This window comes from Paenibacillus mendelii (genome assembly GCF_024498075.1).
Taxonomy (GTDB): Bacteria; Bacillota; Bacilli; order Paenibacillales; family Paenibacillaceae; genus Paenibacillus_Z; species Paenibacillus_Z mendelii.
In genome coordinates this window covers 92,767-109,729 of sequence record NZ_JANHOF010000006.1, presented here as the reverse complement: position 1 = coordinate 109,729, position 16,963 = coordinate 92,767, and the positions used below count along the sequence as shown (strand labels likewise).

12 protein-coding genes are annotated in these 16,963 nt (G+C 49.2%); 3 read left to right on the top strand and 9 right to left on the bottom strand.

What is annotated here, in order from left to right:
• Positions 1-2 precede the first annotated feature (2 nt).
• On the top strand, positions 3-1,133 hold the full coding sequence (locus NNL21_RS20055) for a hypothetical protein (RefSeq protein WP_204819745.1): 1,131 nt from the start codon (positions 3-5) through the stop codon (positions 1,131-1,133).
• Positions 1,134-1,160: 27 nt separating this feature from the next.
• Complete coding sequence (locus NNL21_RS20050) at positions 1,161-1,538, top strand: RidA family protein (protein WP_204819744.1); 378 nt, start codon at positions 1,161-1,163, stop codon at positions 1,536-1,538.
• Positions 1,539-1,679: 141 nt separating this feature from the next.
• Here the strand turns inward: NNL21_RS20050 and NNL21_RS20045 are convergent, their stop codons facing one another.
• From NNL21_RS20045 to NNL21_RS20010, 8 genes are all read right to left on the bottom strand, one after another.
• Positions 1,680-2,720 carry a Gfo/Idh/MocA family protein gene (locus tag NNL21_RS20045; RefSeq protein WP_204819743.1) on the bottom strand — a complete coding sequence of 347 codons (1,041 nt, stop codon included), beginning with the start codon at positions 2,718-2,720 and terminating at the stop codon, positions 1,680-1,682.
• A 26-nt stretch (positions 2,721-2,746) separates the two neighbouring features.
• Entirely contained in the window at positions 2,747-5,728 is a 2,982-nt protein-coding gene (locus tag NNL21_RS20040; protein WP_204819742.1) for an OmpL47-type beta-barrel domain-containing protein, read from the bottom strand.
• Positions 5,729-5,795: 67 nt separating this feature from the next.
• The gene (locus NNL21_RS20035; RefSeq protein WP_204819741.1) at positions 5,796-8,558 is read right to left on the bottom strand and encodes an alpha-mannosidase; all 2,763 of its coding nucleotides are present in this window, start codon (positions 8,556-8,558) and stop codon (positions 5,796-5,798) included.
• Between the two features lie 60 nt (positions 8,559-8,618).
• Entirely contained in the window at positions 8,619-9,506 is an 888-nt protein-coding gene (locus NNL21_RS20030) for a carbohydrate ABC transporter permease (protein WP_204819740.1), read from the bottom strand.
• 87 nt (positions 9,507-9,593) lie between these two features.
• Positions 9,594-10,556 (bottom strand): carbohydrate ABC transporter permease, encoded by a 963-nt coding sequence (locus tag NNL21_RS20025; RefSeq protein WP_204819739.1) that lies wholly within the window; start codon positions 10,554-10,556, stop codon positions 9,594-9,596.
• Positions 10,553-11,863 carry a sugar ABC transporter substrate-binding protein gene (locus NNL21_RS20020; protein WP_204819738.1) on the bottom strand — a complete coding sequence of 437 codons (1,311 nt, stop codon included), beginning with the start codon at positions 11,861-11,863 and terminating at the stop codon, positions 10,553-10,555. The genes NNL21_RS20025 and NNL21_RS20020 overlap by 4 nt, the downstream gene beginning before the upstream one ends.
• Positions 11,864-11,933: 70 nt before the next feature.
• A complete protein-coding gene (locus NNL21_RS20015) occupies positions 11,934-13,937 on the bottom strand; it encodes a GxGYxYP domain-containing protein (protein WP_204819737.1) in 2,004 nt (667 codons plus the stop codon).
• A gap of 32 nt (positions 13,938-13,969) precedes the next feature.
• Complete coding sequence (locus NNL21_RS20010) at positions 13,970-14,983, bottom strand: zinc-dependent alcohol dehydrogenase (protein WP_256555351.1); 1,014 nt, start codon at positions 14,981-14,983, stop codon at positions 13,970-13,972.
• A 343-nt stretch (positions 14,984-15,326) separates the two neighbouring features.
• Here NNL21_RS20010 and NNL21_RS20005 point away from each other — a divergent pair, with 343 nt between their 5' ends.
• Positions 15,327-16,424 carry a GntR family transcriptional regulator gene (locus NNL21_RS20005; protein ID WP_204819735.1) on the top strand — a complete coding sequence of 366 codons (1,098 nt, stop codon included), beginning with the start codon at positions 15,327-15,329 and terminating at the stop codon, positions 16,422-16,424.
• Positions 16,425-16,572: 148 nt separating this feature from the next.
• On the opposite strand, the gene NNL21_RS20000 is transcribed toward NNL21_RS20005, so the two are convergent.
• A complete protein-coding gene (locus NNL21_RS20000) occupies positions 16,573-16,953 on the bottom strand; it encodes a hypothetical protein (protein WP_204819734.1) in 381 nt (126 codons plus the stop codon).
• Between the last annotated feature and the right edge of the window lie 10 nt (positions 16,954-16,963).

The window sequence follows — 16,963 nt, the reverse complement described above, 5'->3', positions numbered from 1 at the left end:
ACATGTTCAATATTAATCCCATGCCCAAAGGGAATGTGAAACGGGTTGCCGTGATCGTGACCCAGTATTTCTTCAACTCTCATGCTGACGTTATTCTTGGCCGGTTATTCGGCGGCTTCGATTACCATCCGCAGGTGGAAGTCGTCTCTCTCTATACCGACCAGGTGCCGGATAATGATATGAGCCGCGGAGAGGCCGCACGCTGTGACGTTCCCATCTATTCGACGATCGAAGAAACGATCAAGACACCTTACCACAATGGCGGTGTAGACGGCATTATCATCATCGGCGAACATGGCGATTACCCCGACGATGAGAAGGGTCAGAAGATGTATCCAAGACGCCGGCTGTTAGAGGACACGCTCAAAACGATGGATGAGTTGAATCTGAATGTTCCGATCTTCTCCGATAAGCATTTATCTTATGATATTAAAGATTCGGTCTGGATGTACGAGCAGCTTAGACAGCGCGGCATCCCGTTTATGGGCGGATCATCGATTCCCCATATTCCTCCGGTTCCTTCCTTTGACCCGAAGCTTCTGGAGCAAGCAAGCGAGCTTCTTGTCGTCAGCTATTCCGATTCCATCGAGGCCTATGGCTACCATGGTCTAGAGCTGATGCAGTCACTTGCCGAGAAACGGGCAGGCGGAGAAACAGGCGTGAAATCCGTAAGCGTCCTGCAAGGAAGAGAGGTCTGGGAATCCATGAGCCGGGGCGAATGGCCGGAGGACCTGATGCTGCAAACCTTATCCCTCTATGAAGATAGAGAGAATGTCCACCCGAAGGAATCGGATGATCTTACAATCCTGTTTTCAGTCGAATATATAGACGGCTTCAAGGGCTACGTCATTCAACAAAGCAGAATCGTCGATCAATGGGGATTTGCCTTCCGCGGCAAGGACGGCACGATCACATCCGCGATTAGCGCGACGGATACCAATCGTCCTTGGAAGCATTTTGGCCGGTTGACCGGTATGATTGAACAATTCATTATCACAGGTAAGGAGCCTTTCCCTGCCGAGCGAATTCTGATGTCAAGCGGACTAACAAACTTGTCCATGGAGTCTTTATACCAGAAGAAAGAACTGGAGACCCCCGAGCTGAACTTCAGCTACGGACAGAGCAACTCTTGATCATCAACCTGTAGGAGGACAACAAACATGCAAAAGCCGAACACGTCGGAAGTACCCACTGGTTTGCCATTTTCTCCAGGATTCGAAACAGAGTCTTGCCTCTATGTTTCCGGACAGGGAGGGATAGACAGCGTGACCGGTCAAATCGTCGGTCCCGACATCGAATCGCAAACCATTACGACCATGGAGAACATCCGCAGCGTTCTGCTTTCACACAATATGGATATGAATGATGTGGTTAAAGTGAACGTCTATTTATCCGACAGACATCTGTACCGTGAATTCAACGAAGTCTATGCCCGTTTCTTCACGGCGCCTTTCCCGGCTCGAACGACGATCTATTGCGATTTGAACTATGACCTGCTGGTCGAAATCGATGCGATTGCCGTTCCCGGGAAGAAATAAGCGGACTGGTCACGAGGTAAACAACCGCGTGAAATGATCAACAAACGACTTGATTGATTCAAACCAATAGCAAACGGCAGCCGGGTGGCTGCCGTTTCTTTATGTTTATAACGCTATCGCGTCCTATAACAGAAGGCTGCCCTAAAGCCCCTTCCAATCAATGGCTACCGAAGCTTTGGTGCGCGATGACTCCACCATGGTCTCAATGATTACATCGACATTGAATCCATCCACTTCCGTACAATGACCGCGTTCGCGATTGATTAAGCATTGATGGAAATAGCGCATTTCCTCATCAAACGGGTTCATGGCATCAAACCGATATTCCGTTGAAGTTCCTCGTTCGTTATCATAGTGTACAAGCAGCACAGCATTATTCTCCGGCTGGTCCCATAAGACAAAATATAACTCGATACGCCCGTTCACACCGTTGATTTCCAACTTTTCGTCCCAAGAATTGCGTTCATAGCCGATTTTTTTTAGCGGGTGACCGAGCGCTTCGAAGCTTACCGTCATTCCGCTGCCATATTCCCAAATCGATGTGACTTTACGATCCGTTTGGGTCTCAGGTATATAATCTACATGAGCATATAAGCTGGACGGACGCCCAAAGAAATATTGGGTCATATCGATCATGTGGCTTCCAGCCATCTTAATGACAGCTCCGCCATACAATTGGATCGCTTGATCTACCCACTCGGGATACGGAGATTCAAATATGTTGCCCCATGGATGATAAGCCCGCACCTGTGCGCTAAAAATGCGACCGAGTTCAGGGAACAGCTCCTTCGCCTTCTGTACGGCCGGGAAATAGCGTTTCATGTATGCGCTGAAAAACAACCTTCCCGACGCCTGGGCGGTGCGGACAATTTCTTCGGCTTCCTCGGCATTGTTAGCCATGGTCTTCTCGCAAATGACATCTTTGCCCGCTTTCAGGGCAGCGATACATATTTCATAATGCGATTTGGCCCCTGTCAGTACACTAACGACAGTGACATCCGGATCCTCGATTACACGACGGTAATCGGTCGAGCACTTTGCTCCAAACCGCTGTGCATAGGATTTCGCTGCTGCTTCATTAATATCGGCGACATGAACGATTTGCGCACCAAGCTTCTCCAATCCACTGAAATGAAATCTGCTGATCCCGCCGCAGCCGATGATACCGTATTTAGGCTCCATACATTTCCCCCCGTTATGATTCATATTTACTGCTTACCTGATTGATCATGAGGCACTGTAACGGTTGCAATCGTATCCGTTTTGTTATTCGCATTGTCGGTTACCGTGTAGATTACGGTATAAATACGTCCGGCTCCTGAACCCGAACGTTCCGCACGCAAAGCAAACGAACTCGCCGCCGTACCTGTATCGGCTTCAATGTCGCTTGGATCGCGATCCGGTTCATTGCTTTCAATAGAAGATAATATCACGGATGCAACGCCTGAGGCAGCATCATTCGAATTCAGCTCCGCATGCAGGGTTGCCATTTTATGATTAGGGGGCCATAGAATCGGTTTATCCAGTTGAACAGTCAGCGATGGTGCTGTTTTGTCGACTTTAATGGCAGCTGTGCGCGGAGCTTCGATATTGCCTGCATTGTCGACGCTCCAATAAACTAACGTATGCACCCCATCTGTTGTGAATGTAACGGAAGTACCGCTTTGTTCCGCGCCGCCGTTGACGGTATAGCGGGTAGCCTTAACCCCGGAACCACTGTCGCTCGCGCTAAAGGTTACCGTAGTGTCTTGATTGACCCATCCGGACGGAGCGTTGTCCGTTGTCGCCGGCGCTATTTGATCCGCCGATATCGCAAGATGGTACAAGCTTGGCCCATGTCCGTCTTGCGGGGTGCCGTCTGTAAATCGGACATAAATGGTTTTCGACGGATTATTGACCAGCCATCCGCTTAAGCTGCTGTTTATTGTCGTTCTGCTTAGATTGCCATAAGCATTGGCAGCGGGACTCCAGTTCATTCCGTCTTTGGATACGTCCACGACATAATTTCCGGCTATATCCATCGTAAGCGCCGCATTGTTGATGCCATTCTCCAGATCAAATTTATATATGAATTGCCGGGTCTCGTCTGCATAGCGATGATCATTGTCGATCGAACCTGTATTTTGAATCATAAACTGATTGTCCAAGTAGCTTGGCGTGGCGAAGCTTACGTTTGTTATCTCAGTCGACACCGTAAGGTGGTACAAGCTCGGCCCATTCCCGTCTTGTGGAGTACCGTCTGAAAATCTGACGTAAATGGTTTTCGACGAATTATTGCTCAACCATCCGCTCAAGTCGCTATTTATGGTTATCCTGCTTAAGTCACCCTGGGCATTGGCCGCGGCACTCCAGTTCACTCCGTCTTTGGACACGTCTATGACATAGTTCCCGGCTATATCCATCGTAAGTGTCGCATGATCGGCATCATCCGCGAGATCAAACTTATAGATCCAATTGCCAGTGAGGTCTGCATATCGATGCCCGTTATCCATGGCTGAGAAGTTATCCTCGTAGATGTATATCGTCTCTTTATCGGAGTTGTTCGCGTCAAAACTCACACCTTTTATATTGGTATTTAATTTATTGATGGTAGCCACTTGATCCTGAGGCTTAAGGAAGACAAATTTACCAGGGTAATCCTGATTCAGCCGGTCTACCTCTGCTTTCAGACGATCAAAGAATACCGATTGACCGTTGGCATCCATACCATAATAGGCCAGAATGGGATAAATATTATGGAAAACCGGTTTCGCGGGATCCATAGGCACGTTGCTCAACACATTGTAAATATCTCCATATTGGGTGACCATATGGCCTTGCGGAACCGTATAGATGCCATGGTAGGCATTGATGGGCGCGCCATCGTCCCCCCGCAGAAGCCCCGTTACGCCAGATCCGACCAAACTATCTGCCATCTGCTTATGGCTCACACTGTTAATCGGGCTATGCCAGATTTGAGAGGTATGGATGCCCGCATCTATCAACCACTGCCTGTTGCGGGTTAACCATGTTGCGTAGCCGCTGCTGGAATACTTCTCGGGATAGATGAATTGATACCCCGACGGTCCCGCGACGAGTTCAATATTGCTCCCTGTTCTCGAATAAAAGTAATCCAGTATGGGCGATCCGAGCTCCTGCAAGACGGGCGCGATGGTGATTCCTACCGGCACCTGCCCCGCAGTCGCGTTCTGGAATTGGTTAATGAGCTGTTGATCATATTGCAGATTGTCTCCGTCGCTTGCCGTTATTGAAACATATACTTTACCCGGCTGCGCTTCGACGGCTGCGCCTGCAGGCTGTGAATAGGTCTTGTTTGCAAAACTGGACCATACGCTCCCGTTGGAATAATAATCGGAAACGACATACCCGACTCCGTACGGATTGGTGTAATCGTTCAAATCATCGGCGTTCGGGGCATACCCCAGCACGGGCGTGCCCGGCGGATAGCCGCCTCGTTGAATGATTTTGACGATTTCGTCCCGTTCCGCGGGGATCCGGGGATCCAGGTAGAAGGCAAACGACTTGCTGGCTACGGCATAATCGAAGATATTCCACGGATAACCGGTCCAATCCGGCGTTCTTAATCCGGCGGAAAACAGGATCCGCTTGTCGAGAGACGGCATGAGGTTGTCCAATGCCCAGTCGTAGGCCTCCACTCGTCCGGCCCAGTTCAATCGGATATCTTCGGCAGGCTTGCTGCCAAACTCGGCAATGAGGCTGTTCTTGATCGCATCCGTGACAGGCAGGCCATTCTCAAGCGAACCTTTCATCATAGCGATGTTGAACGTCCAGTCGCGGCTCCCTTCCCATACGATCAGCTTATTAACCAATGTGCTATAGTCCCTGTACATCGTTCTTAGCCCGGGATTGCTGCCCGACAGAAGTGACACGGTCTGATAACTTTTGCCGCTTTCATCCAGCCACGTTTGATCAAGATTGCTTTCTCTGGTCAGCACATAAATTTTGGCCGAGCCTTGATTGATCAGTCCTTGCAGAACGAGCGCGGCAAGCTTCGCCTCCGCCGTATCGTTCCTGATGTCGTATACGTACAACGTTTGAGCTGGCGCCATCTTAGGGAACTCGCCGCCTGCAGCTTGTACGTTCTTGACATGCAGCGCTGACACTGCCGCTGCAAATATAAATGTAAATATCAGTCCGATTGATACTGCTTTGCACCGCTTTTTGAACATGTCCTTTCCCCTCTCCATACCATATTTGGTCAAGCCAATGAAATTGCCTCTATCATTAACGGTTCATTTACTGAAAGCTTAATTTAACCGTAACGATTTGTTTCGCTTTAGCCGTAATGACGAAGTCTTTCTTTGTAAAAGGCAGTTCGGATAGGAACTCCTCATCCAAATTAACCAACTGTACGGAAGCAAGTTCTCGCTCGAATGATACCACTCCTTGACCTTCTTCTTCCGACACGTTAAGGAAACGAATGATATAGGCATTATCTTGGTCTTCAGAAGCTTTAAAGGCACTCACGATAAGATTGTTCGAATCCAGGTTCACGTAAGACCTGCTCAAGGGCAAATCCTGTACTCTCTTTTCCGGCGTTTCCCGATATCGTTTTCTTTGCTTGCGGTTCATAAACCGGATTCCGGTTACATAGTGCTGATGCTCCCGCCATAGCTGCGCAGGGTGAGTTTCTTCGGCCGCGAAAGGCCTTATGGCATAGCTAAATTCCAGCTCTCTCAACAATTGACCGCCATCGCCGCCGCCCGTCAAAACTTCTTTGCGCGTACTGCGGAACAAGGTCAATGCAATCGTGCGTTGTTTGTTGTCGCGAACGGCAACCTCGTAAAGCCCTTTGCTGTAAATCGCCAATCCGTACTGGCCGTCATCAACGGAAACGATGCCGTTATGCGGAGCGACTTCAAAGTCTTTGCGCAAATAATCGGTGCGGTCCGGGCGCTGAATCTCCCGCTTAACCAAATCGAACGGCGTGCTCGTATAATAATGCTCCGCACCCAATCCGGTTGGAAACAGCAGGCGCAGCCGATGATCTCGGGCTGCATTCCGCACGACTGTCCGACAATAAACCACGGGATCATTTTTTTTCAAATCGATAAACGTCATGATTGGAATTTCAATGAATTCCCCGCTTCTGCTCGTTTCATCGTGCTCGATTCCCTTCGGAACGCGGAGATTGATCTCGATGCGAATACGCGTTTGATAGCGGCCGTCGAATTCAGTGGCTATCGTTGCTTGTACACCAAGAGACCGGATGATTTCGTTATGTACCGGCGCGATATGACTCCAGCCGTCGCCAATATCCGCTTCATCCTCGAACAACAACAAGCCTTCATGCGTGCGTCCCGTTTGATTATCCTGGATTTCAATCGTTCCGTTCGTGCGAACCCGCAAACGAATACGGCCATTATCCCACGTGTTCTCATCCGTCTGCATAGAACCCGGATAACGAACCGGCGCTACTAGCTTCGGCGCACTATATTCCAATGGAGCATGATTTTCTATCGTATACCGTTCCAATCTGTAAACGGAATAACCAAACGAAGGAACACTGGCCATCATAGCAATGCGGAAGCGATCTACTCTTTCTTCACGGGGAAGCTCCCTGTAAGGCCTGTACCGATCTAAGCTGTTTTTGTGAACGGCAACAACCTGATAAGGAACTTCACGATGCTCGTCATCATAAATTCGGAATGAAGTGCCGTTCAATGAATTGTTCATCATAATGGCCGCATCCGTATTGGCGGGAAGAGCAAGCTCCACCTCTATGACTCCATCTATAATGGACTGCGAAGGATTAAAGACCGTAATCGCATGATTGCCGTTCAGAAGTTCCGGGTTCAGATGATTGGAAATAAAGCTCATCTGTTCTTGAATCATTTGTTCGCTAATTAATCTGGATTGGTCAAATCGATAAATCATATCCTTGTGCACTTGATCGATCGAACATCCGCAAATGGAATCATGCGGGTGATTTTGCAGCAGGAATTCCCACGATTTTGCAATAAAGCTCTTGGAGTAGGGCCGCCCCTCCAAGGCCGCGATCACCCCCAGCGGTTCCGTCCATTTTTCCAGCAGGTTCTCGCAAAGCTGGTTGCTTTGTTTCAAATGAACACGCGATGACAAGGTGTTCTCCGGAACCCAATTGTTCAAGCCATTGTAAGCAAGCTCTTTTTGCTCTCCTTTATAAACGCGCAGATTTCCGACCTTCTCGCTCAAATCCCGCAAATACGTCTCCAAATGGGAATGAACGAATTGAACGCCCAATTTCTTGTTTTCGTTCAACATTTCCAGCATCCTGGACAACTGCGGTTCGATTTCGATATGATCCACGCCATCCATGCCCAACGCAATTGTGGTCGTAGCCCTCTCGTTTTTGTAGGCCATCCATTTTTGGGCGCGCTCGAACAGTTCGACTTTATGTTCGTCATAGGCGTTATCGCGATCAAAGAACGGCCACCGCAAGGCGAAATAGTAGTCGCTATAGGAGCGATCTTCATCCAGCTTCAATCCTAAAACTCTGCTGCCATCGGCGCCCTCCCACCACATTTCCGCCGGATCCGCGTCCCCGTGAAAACCGCGGAACAAGACGGCATTGTCAATGCCAACCCCGCGAAGAATTTGCGGAAGCTGACTGTTGTGGCCAAAAATATCGGTCACGAAGCCGGACATCATGGGACGGGCGCCCCAGGCACGGGCCTGCCGCATCCCTTTCAGCAGGTTGCGAATCAAAGATTCACCGCTGACCAGAAATTCGTCCGGCATCACATACCAGGGACCAATCGCAATTCGGTTTTCTTGAATCAGCTTTTGCAGCCTGCCGCGATTCTCAGGCCGAATCTCCAAATAGTCATCCAGCATGATTGTTTGCCCATCCATTGTGAAATAGCGATATTCCGCATCCTGTTCCATATGCTCAATCAATTCATCCATCATGTATACCAAGCGGGTGCGAAAACCTTGGAAATCCTGATACCATTCCCGATCCCAGTGCGTATGCGAGACGACATATACTTTCTCAATGCCCTTCGTTCTATTACTCATGTTCTTGGCTTCTCCCCTACTCATTTGAATGCTGTTTGCATCACTTCAAATTCTGCCTGACTATCCCTTTACTCCCGTCATAGCGAATGCCTGTACAAAATATTTTTGCAGCCATAAATAAACGACAATGGGCGGAATCATCGTAATGGTCGCCAGAGCAAAGATAGACGGATAATCCGGTACTTTGCCAACCTGCTTCGTAGCCGCCATCAGCGAGGAGATCCCCGTCGCGATCACTTGTTTTTCCGTGCTGCTTATGGCGATTAGCGGCCATAAGTAATCATTCCAGATCCCGATGAATGTCATGATGACAAGCGCAGCAAGAATGGGTTTGGTCATGGGCAAATAAATCCCGAAAATCGTGCGGGCTACACCCGCTCCATCCACACGGGCCGCTTCTTCGTAATCAAATGGGAGTGAATCCATCATCTGCTTCATCAAGAAGATTGAATACACCGGAACAAGCCCGCCTACCAGGAGGGCAGCCCAAGAGTCGATCAACCCATGGCCCCCCTGGCCCAACCAATCGTTGCCGCCCGCAAACGGCCAGCGGGCATATAATAAATAGGTGGGGACTAACGTCACTTGTCCCGGAATCATCATCGAAGCCAGAAAGATAAGAAACACGCTATCCCGCCCCTTAAAGCGAAGCTTCGAAAAAACATAGCCGGCAACGAGCGACATGAAGCATGTGATGAAAATATACCAGGCGCAGCGGAGAAACGTATTGACATACAATCGATAGACTTCCGGCTTCAGAAATATATCGACATATCGGTCCACATGCCATTTTGTTGGAATCGGCACGATCAAGGTTGCGTAATAATCCCGATTCGAAGCCAACGATGCCAGTACCTGAAATAAAAACGGATAAAACATCACGATGCTGCCGATAACGAGTACACCATAAATTAGAAACGATTCTATGAACGATCGTTTATGAACCATGAATGCCTATCTCCTGCCATAAAGATTTTTGCATACCTTCGCTCTGTCAAGGGACGATGCCCATATTCATGTTCTTCCTTCTCCATGTCAGGTCACCTTGCGCTGCGAAACACGGTATTGCGCAACGGACAGGATCAGGGTGACTACCAATACGACAACTGAAGATGCGCTCGCCATCCCAAAGTTAAAGGATTGAAAAGCATCCTGATAGATGCGGAACAAAATAATATTCGTTTCACCATGAGGTCCGCCATACGTAATAAGCTGAACAGGCTCAAAAATTTGAAAGCTCCCGATGATACCCGTGATTAATAAAAACATCGTGATGGGACGGAGGGATGGAATGGTGACATGCCAAAACATATTCAGTCGGTTTGCTCCGTCGACTTTAGCCGCTTCATACAAGGTTGTATCGATTCCCTGCAGTCCCGCCAAATAAATGATGACCGTACCGCCCACTCCTTTCCAGACGGTAATGACAATGAGCCAAAAACTCATCCATAAAGCGCTTTCTTGAAACACGATGGGTTCCATCCCGAAACGTATCATCATTTGCTTCGCTAATCCATCGACCGGGTTGAGGAGGGTGGTCACCATTTGAGCCACGACGGCAAACGAGACGAGAACCGGCAAATACCAAATCGTGCGTATAGCCCCGCTTCCAAACCGAGCTTGATTCAATAACAGCGCGATCAAAAGACCGATGATCAGGCTAAAGAACAAGATGATGATTCCGTATACGCCTGCTCTAACCAGCGTCTCCACGTAATCGCCTTGTGTGAAGAACGCACGGAAATTTTTGAGACCGACCCACGCAGGAAGTCCATTTATTCCCGTCCATTCCGTAAACGATAAATAAATAACGAATAGAGCGGGAAAGATCGCGAATATCGCAAAATACAACAGCATGGGAGATAAAATGGAATAGCCGACGATCCCTTCCCGATGACGGTGTATCCACTTTTGCATGCGAGAGGAAGGCGGTATGCCGGCGGAGACAGCTCCGCCGGTAGATGCGATTTCCCGGTTTTTCATGTTCAATCGGCTCATTTCAATAATTCTTCCGCTGTTTTCTGTGCTTCCGCAATCGCTGCGTCGATTGGCTTGCCGCCTACCAATACCGACTCTTGCGCTTTATACCAGGCTTCCCACACTTTCGGACCGTTCTTCGGATAGACCGGAAGCGGAGCGGCTGCTTCATTCTCGACAATTTCGCCATAGATCGTTAATTGCGGAATGGCGTTGACCAGCTCCGGATTTGCGATAGCGGCTTTATTGGACGGCATTCTCCCCGTTGCCAACGCAAATTTTTCCTGGTATTCCTGACTAGCGATAATTCTTAAATACTCCATAGCTGCTTCCTGGTTCTTCGATTGCTTTAACACAAACCACAGTGTATTTCCGACGATCACGTTGGCTCGCTTGCCGCCGTCCGGAACGGGCAGCGGAGTGAACCCGCAATCACACTTTTCCGCCTGCGACCAAGAGATGTGCCAAGGTCCCGCAACGCCGAATGCGGCTTTTCCGTGATGCACCAGGTTGTACAGCGCATTCTCGTCCGACAAGGCCGTTGAGCCGCTAGGCGCTGTTAACGAGAGCTCCTTCAAGAAAGTCAATGCCTTTATATTTTCCGGGGAATTGAACGTGATGCTCTGCCAATCTTGCGTCGTCAAGTCGCCTCCGAGCTGTCTCATAAACGGCGCGATCCGGAACGTTCCGCCAAGTCCGACCGTTTGAACGACGGAGCCATAATACTCACCTTTGCCTGCCGCGGTAATTTTCTTGGACATGTCCAGCCACTCGTCCCATGTTTTAGGCGGGCTATCAGGATCCAAACCGGCTTTTTTCATGACATCTTTGTTGTACATCAAAGCGAAAATTCCCGTCATCCCGGATACCGCATAGTTCTTGCCGTCAAGCTTCGCCGCCAGCATCGGCCCTTCCGCCAAATCTTTGGCGTAATCGGCCGGCACTTCCGATAGAACGCCGAGTTTGGCCAATTCGGGCACAAAATCTTCGCCCCACGCGATATCGGGCGGATTGCCAGCCGTCGTGGCCAACATCAGATTTTGACGAAGATCGTCACCCCAGCCTTTACCTACATAATCAATCGTGATACCGGGGTATTTTTTCTCCATTTCGGTTTGAATAAAACGGTAGATCTCTTGATTTTTCTTATCGACGTTTGTCGGCAAGTCGATGCCGGGCTGCCCCCATACCGTTAACGTTACCGGATCATTTTGGGCTTCGGGGCTCTCACCGGATTCCGGTTTATTCGTGGACGAGCAGGCTGCCAATAATAATGACGCCACCATGACAACCGTTAAAACAAACCATGATTTTCTGCTTCTCTTCATGCACTAGCATCTCCCTTACGTGGTCTGGTCGATCTTGCTTCAATATTGCGCTCCCGGCGCATTCCGTTCTTCATTCCGTGGATATCGAAAGCCGGGAGAGAGTGACACCATCGCCTTCTTGCTGACTCCCGCTTTTGATGCGGACGTAAACGGTTTTCGTCGGGTTACGGCTCAACCAGCTGCTCAAATCGCTATTTACGGTTAGTTCGCTTACACTCCCTTGGGCATTAGCTGCATGGTTCCATTTCATTCCGTCTTTGGACACATCCACCACATAGTTCCCGGCGATCGCAAGTGTCAGCGTCGCATGCTCGACATCATCTGCAAGATCGAACTTATAGATCCAGCTGCTGGCACCGTCCGCATACCTACGTCCATTATCCATGGCCGTGTGATTATCTTCATAAATGTAGATCGACTCTTGATTGGTGTTGTTCGCGTCGAAATTCACGCTTCTATTATCGGTCATCAACTTGTGAATGGTTGCAACGAGATCTTGCGGCTTCAAGAAGACGAATTTACCAGGGAAATCCCGATTCAGCCGGTCAACCTCCGCTTTCAAATGATCGAAGAATGCCGCCTGCCCATCGGCATCGGTACCATAGAAGCCGAGTATCGGATAAATGGTATGAAAAATCGGCTTCTCGGAATCCTCTATTACGCTGCTCAAGACACTATAGATCTCTCCATTTTTCCATATCATATTGCCCTGCGGAACCGTATAGATCCCGTGATAGGCATTGATGGGCGCGCCATCGTCCCCCCGCAGCAGCCCCGTTACGCCAGACCCGACCAAACTATCCGCCATTTGCTTATGGCTCACACTGTTAATCGGGCTGTGCCAGATTTGAGAGGTATGGATGCCCGCGTCCATCAACCACTGCCTGTTGCGGGATAACCACGTTGGGTAACCGCTCTCGGAATACTTCTCGGGATAGATGAACTGGTACCCCGATGGTCCCGCGACGAGTTCGATATTGCTTCCTATTTTCGAATAAAAGTAATCCAGGATGGGCGTTCCGAGCTCCTGTAAGACGGGCGCGACGGTGATTCCTACCGGTACCTGCCCCGCAGCCTCGTTCCGGAAATGGTTAATGAGCTGCTGATCATATTGCAGATTGTCTCCGTCGCTTGCCGTTATCGCAACATACACTTTGCCTGGCTGCGCATCGACGGCAACACCTGAGGGCTGCGAATAGGTCTTGCTTGCAAAGCTGGACCACACGCTCCCATTGGAAAAAAAATCGGACACGACATACCCGACACCGTACGGGTTGGTGTAATCGTTCAAGTCGTCGGCGTTCGGGGCATACCCCAGCACAGGCGTGCCCGGCGGATAGCCGCCCTTTTGAATGATTTTGACGATCTCGTCCCGTTCAGCGGGAATGCTGGGATCCAAATAGAAGGCAAATGACTTGCTGGCCACGGCATAATCGAAGATGTTCCAAGGATAGGCGGTCCAATCCGGCGTTCGCAATCCGGCGGAAAATAGAATCCGCTTGTCTAGAGACGGCATGAGGTTATCTATTGCCCAGTCGTAAGCCTCCACCCGCCCGGCCCAGTTCAACCGGATATCTTCGGCCGGCTTGCTGCCGAACTCGGCCGTGAGGCCGTCTTTGATCGCATCCGTGACAGGCAGCCCCTTCTCGAGCGACCCTTTCATGAGCGCGATGTTGAACGTCCAATCACGGCTTCCTTCCCATACGATCAGTTTGTCGACCAAGTCGCCGTAGTCCCTGTACAGTGTTCTTAGCCCGGGATTGCTGCCCGTTAGAAGCGGCACGGCCTGATAACTTTTTCCGCTCTCATCCAGCCACGTTTGATCGAGATTGCTTTCTCTGGTCAGCACATAAATTTTGGCCGTGCCTTGATTGATCAGCCCTTGCAGAACGAGCGCCGCAAGCTTCGCCTCCGCTGAATCGTTCCGGATGTCGTAGACGGACAATGCTTCGGCCGCTGCCATCTTGGGAAAAGACCCTCTCTCTACCTGTGTCTCTCTTGCATAGAACGCAATTATGGATACCACCAGGATGCAGGTTAATGCCGTAACGAATAATAATGCTTTTTTTGGCACCCGATTTCCCCCTCGGATTTATTTCAATTCCGTTAAGGCGTAATCACGACTTTGACCGTCTTGCCTTTATCCTCTTTGCACAAGGTCATCGCCTTTTCGATGTCGGCAAGCGGCATTCGATGAGAAATGATCAAATCGGCTGGAATCGTGCCATTCTTCAGCATCTTGAGAACGATCGGGTAGTAAAGAGCCGGGCTGGCAAAGCTTGCTCGGAGCTGGAGCTTTCTGTAGTGGAAATCGTTCGCGTCGAATTGAATCATTCCGGATCCGCTCCCTATTCCGATATAGGACATAATCCCCCCGTAGGCCAACAATGAAATCGCTTCCGGAATCATTTGAACAGGTGCAGTGACGAGCACACGATCAAATTGACGGTGAAGTTCCGCGTGCTCCACAATAGAGCGGTCGCTGGCCACTACTTGAGCTCCCAGCTTTGCAGCCGCTTCCAATCGCGCATGATTTCTTGTCCTTCCGACGCAAACCACTTTATCCGCACCGCTTCGCAGCGCAATGGGGATCGCCATCAATCCAATCGGACCTGGGCCGATAATGCAAACCCGATCTCCATGCTGGATGTCCGCTGTTTTTACCATGTCATAAGCAACTCCAGCCGGTTCCGCCAAACTGGCCGCATCGGGCGTAAGACCGTCGTAGCGCACCACGCCGCAAGCCGGTGCAAACATGTAATCACTGAACCCCATGGAAGGTCCGGCATTCCAAAAATGAGGCGCCTTATTGCATAAATCCACCCTTCCGTTGCGGCATAAATCACAAGTCCCGCAAAATCCGGCCGATTCCAAAACGACGGTGTCACCGACCTGCAGCCCTTCGCAATGGGAACCCAGCTTTTCGACGACTCCGGCTATTTCATGGCCGAATGGCTGCCAATCGTCCATGTTCTCCTCTGCATTGCTCAAATCCGTACCGCATATGCCGCACGCTTCAACCCGTATCAACACATGTTTATCGGGGATCTGGTCTGGCAAATCAATCTTTCGCAGCATGCATTCCCAGGGCGATTTCATATACGCGCTTCTAATTTGCACGGATGCTAGCTCCTTTCCGACATTCTTCCGGCTTTCCACTCCGCTAGCCGTTAATTCCAATTCGATACCGTTCACCCCTCCCCGTCGACCGGCATGTGTATAGTTCAAACGCAATAGAACATTTACGCAAGTTGAGCATATATTAAACTAAATATCATGTCAATATAATATATTATAATATTTGATTCATATTTCATGATTAGTTTCCCATAGTACCTAATTTTTAAAAAGCATATTCGTTGGATCAGATAAACAGTTGGAGTTTTTCCAAATCTTCTGATACAATATTATATTAATACCTAATATTATAATAAAATTACCGAAACCAAATGGAGCGATTTTCATGAGAGATCAAGAAAAAAACACACCGCTTTACGTTCAAATCCGAGAATATATAAAAAATCAAATTGAGATGGGCATACTTAAACCTGGCGATCAGATTCCTACAGAATTGGAACTGAAGGACCAGTTTCAAGTCAGTATCATGACGATTAAAACCGCCTTGAGATTTTTGGTAGATGAGGGCCTTGTTTTTCGCATAGCCGGCAAGGGGTCTTTCGTCTCCACAGGTGAAAAACAGGAAGCTAAAGACCTTCTATTGGAGAACAAAGTAAAAATCGGTTTTTTAATGCCTCCGCTCGGAGATAAACTAAGCATCCAATTGTTTCGCGGAATAGAGGAATCATGCCGAGACGAAGGGCTTATGCTAATGGTTAAATCGGTATTAACCCAGTCGGAGGAGCGTTTCGCCATCCGTGAGATGATTGATGCGGGTGCCGAGGGATTGATTATCTTTCCAGTTGACGGGGAGGCTTACAGCGATGAAATTTTGAGGCTCAAATCGGACCGCTTTCCATTTGTTCTGGTCGATCGCTATCTTCCGGGAATTAAAACGAATGCCGTCTACTCCGACAATTATGATGGAGGTCATATCGGAACGGATTATTTGGCTCGCAAGGGACATAAACATGTTGGCATTTTATCTTTAAATCGGTCCAAAACATCCAGTTCGGAGGACCGCTTCCGCGGTTATTTGGATGCTGCCAAGAAAAATCAGCTTAGACTGGAGCCCAATTACTGGCTGACTCAAATCGATGATGCCTCCTTACCAGACGAAAATAATAGGAAGGAAATGATATTTGAATGGCTGCAAAACGAACCAACGATTACATCGGTTTTCGCCTTTTCACCGGAAACGGCTCTTTGTGCCGCAAAGATGGCAGTCAAACTTGGGAAAAAAATCCCCGAGGATCTGGCAATCATCTGTTTCGACAATCCCCAAATTAGGGGCTTGGAGAATGACTACTTTACCTGGATTGAACAAAATTTCGAACTAATGGGGACGGAGGCCGTTAAACTGCTGCTGCGATCCATGCACGATCCTTCCACACTAGAACAAATTGTCATCCCTCTATCTCTTCACGAGGGACAATCAACATAAGACACCAACTATGGCGGCCCTTTCGCAAGCGGCGCGAATCAAATCCCTCTTGAAGTTTCTCTGCAACGTATAAAATAACGGCTTGCCCCCTGGAGCAAGCCGTTTATATCGACTACTTATTGGGCTGTTCAATTCTTGTTTAACATCCTTAACTACTCAAACGCGCGATCCCGCGATAGGAATAAGCCAGCAGCGGCTTTCCCGGATCGATGTTGATGCCATTGTCCTCGCATTCTTCACGGAAGGCGAGCATTTCATCAGGCCCATAGTTCATTAAAGCCTTCCCGTTGCCGACACCCATGCAGAGAATATAGGGTGTGCCCGATGGGGATAAGCATTCCACCACATAATGATCGGACTTGTTCAATCCTTCGTCCGTGAATATCGTGACACACGCTTCTTTCCTGATCTCGTCCCCGGCCTGAATAACCGAGGCGGCATCCTCCGCAATCAGCGCCTTACTTACGATACCCTCGATCCCGTTCTTAGCCATTAATTCCGCATCTGCAAACGTACGGCATACGCTCATACACCCGCTC

Excerpts from the sequence above, each read along its gene's own strand:
- NNL21_RS20050 (WP_204819744.1), top strand. The coding sequence starts at position 1,161 with ATGCAAAAGCCGAACACGTCGGAAGTACCCACTGGTTTGCCATTTTCT.
- NNL21_RS20005 (WP_204819735.1), top strand. The coding sequence starts at position 15,327 with ATGAGAGATCAAGAAAAAAACACACCGCTTTACGTTCAAATCCGAGAA.
- NNL21_RS20055 (WP_204819745.1), top strand. The coding sequence starts at position 3 with ATGTTCAATATTAATCCCATGCCCAAAGGGAATGTGAAACGGGTTGCC.
- NNL21_RS20000 (WP_204819734.1), bottom strand. The coding sequence starts at position 16,953 with ATGAGCGTATGCCGTACGTTTGCAGATGCGGAATTAATGGCTAAGAAC.
- NNL21_RS20020 (WP_204819738.1), bottom strand. The coding sequence starts at position 11,863 with ATGAAGAGAAGCAGAAAATCATGGTTTGTTTTAACGGTTGTCATGGTG.
- NNL21_RS20025 (WP_204819739.1), bottom strand. The coding sequence starts at position 10,556 with ATGAGCCGATTGAACATGAAAAACCGGGAAATCGCATCTACCGGCGGA.
- NNL21_RS20040 (WP_204819742.1), bottom strand. The coding sequence starts at position 5,728 with ATGTTCAAAAAGCGGTGCAAAGCAGTATCAATCGGACTGATATTTACA.
- NNL21_RS20035 (WP_204819741.1), bottom strand. The coding sequence starts at position 8,558 with ATGAGTAATAGAACGAAGGGCATTGAGAAAGTATATGTCGTCTCGCAT.
- NNL21_RS20045 (WP_204819743.1), bottom strand. The coding sequence starts at position 2,720 with ATGGAGCCTAAATACGGTATCATCGGCTGCGGCGGGATCAGCAGATTT.
- NNL21_RS20030 (WP_204819740.1), bottom strand. The coding sequence starts at position 9,506 with ATGGTTCATAAACGATCGTTCATAGAATCGTTTCTAATTTATGGTGTA.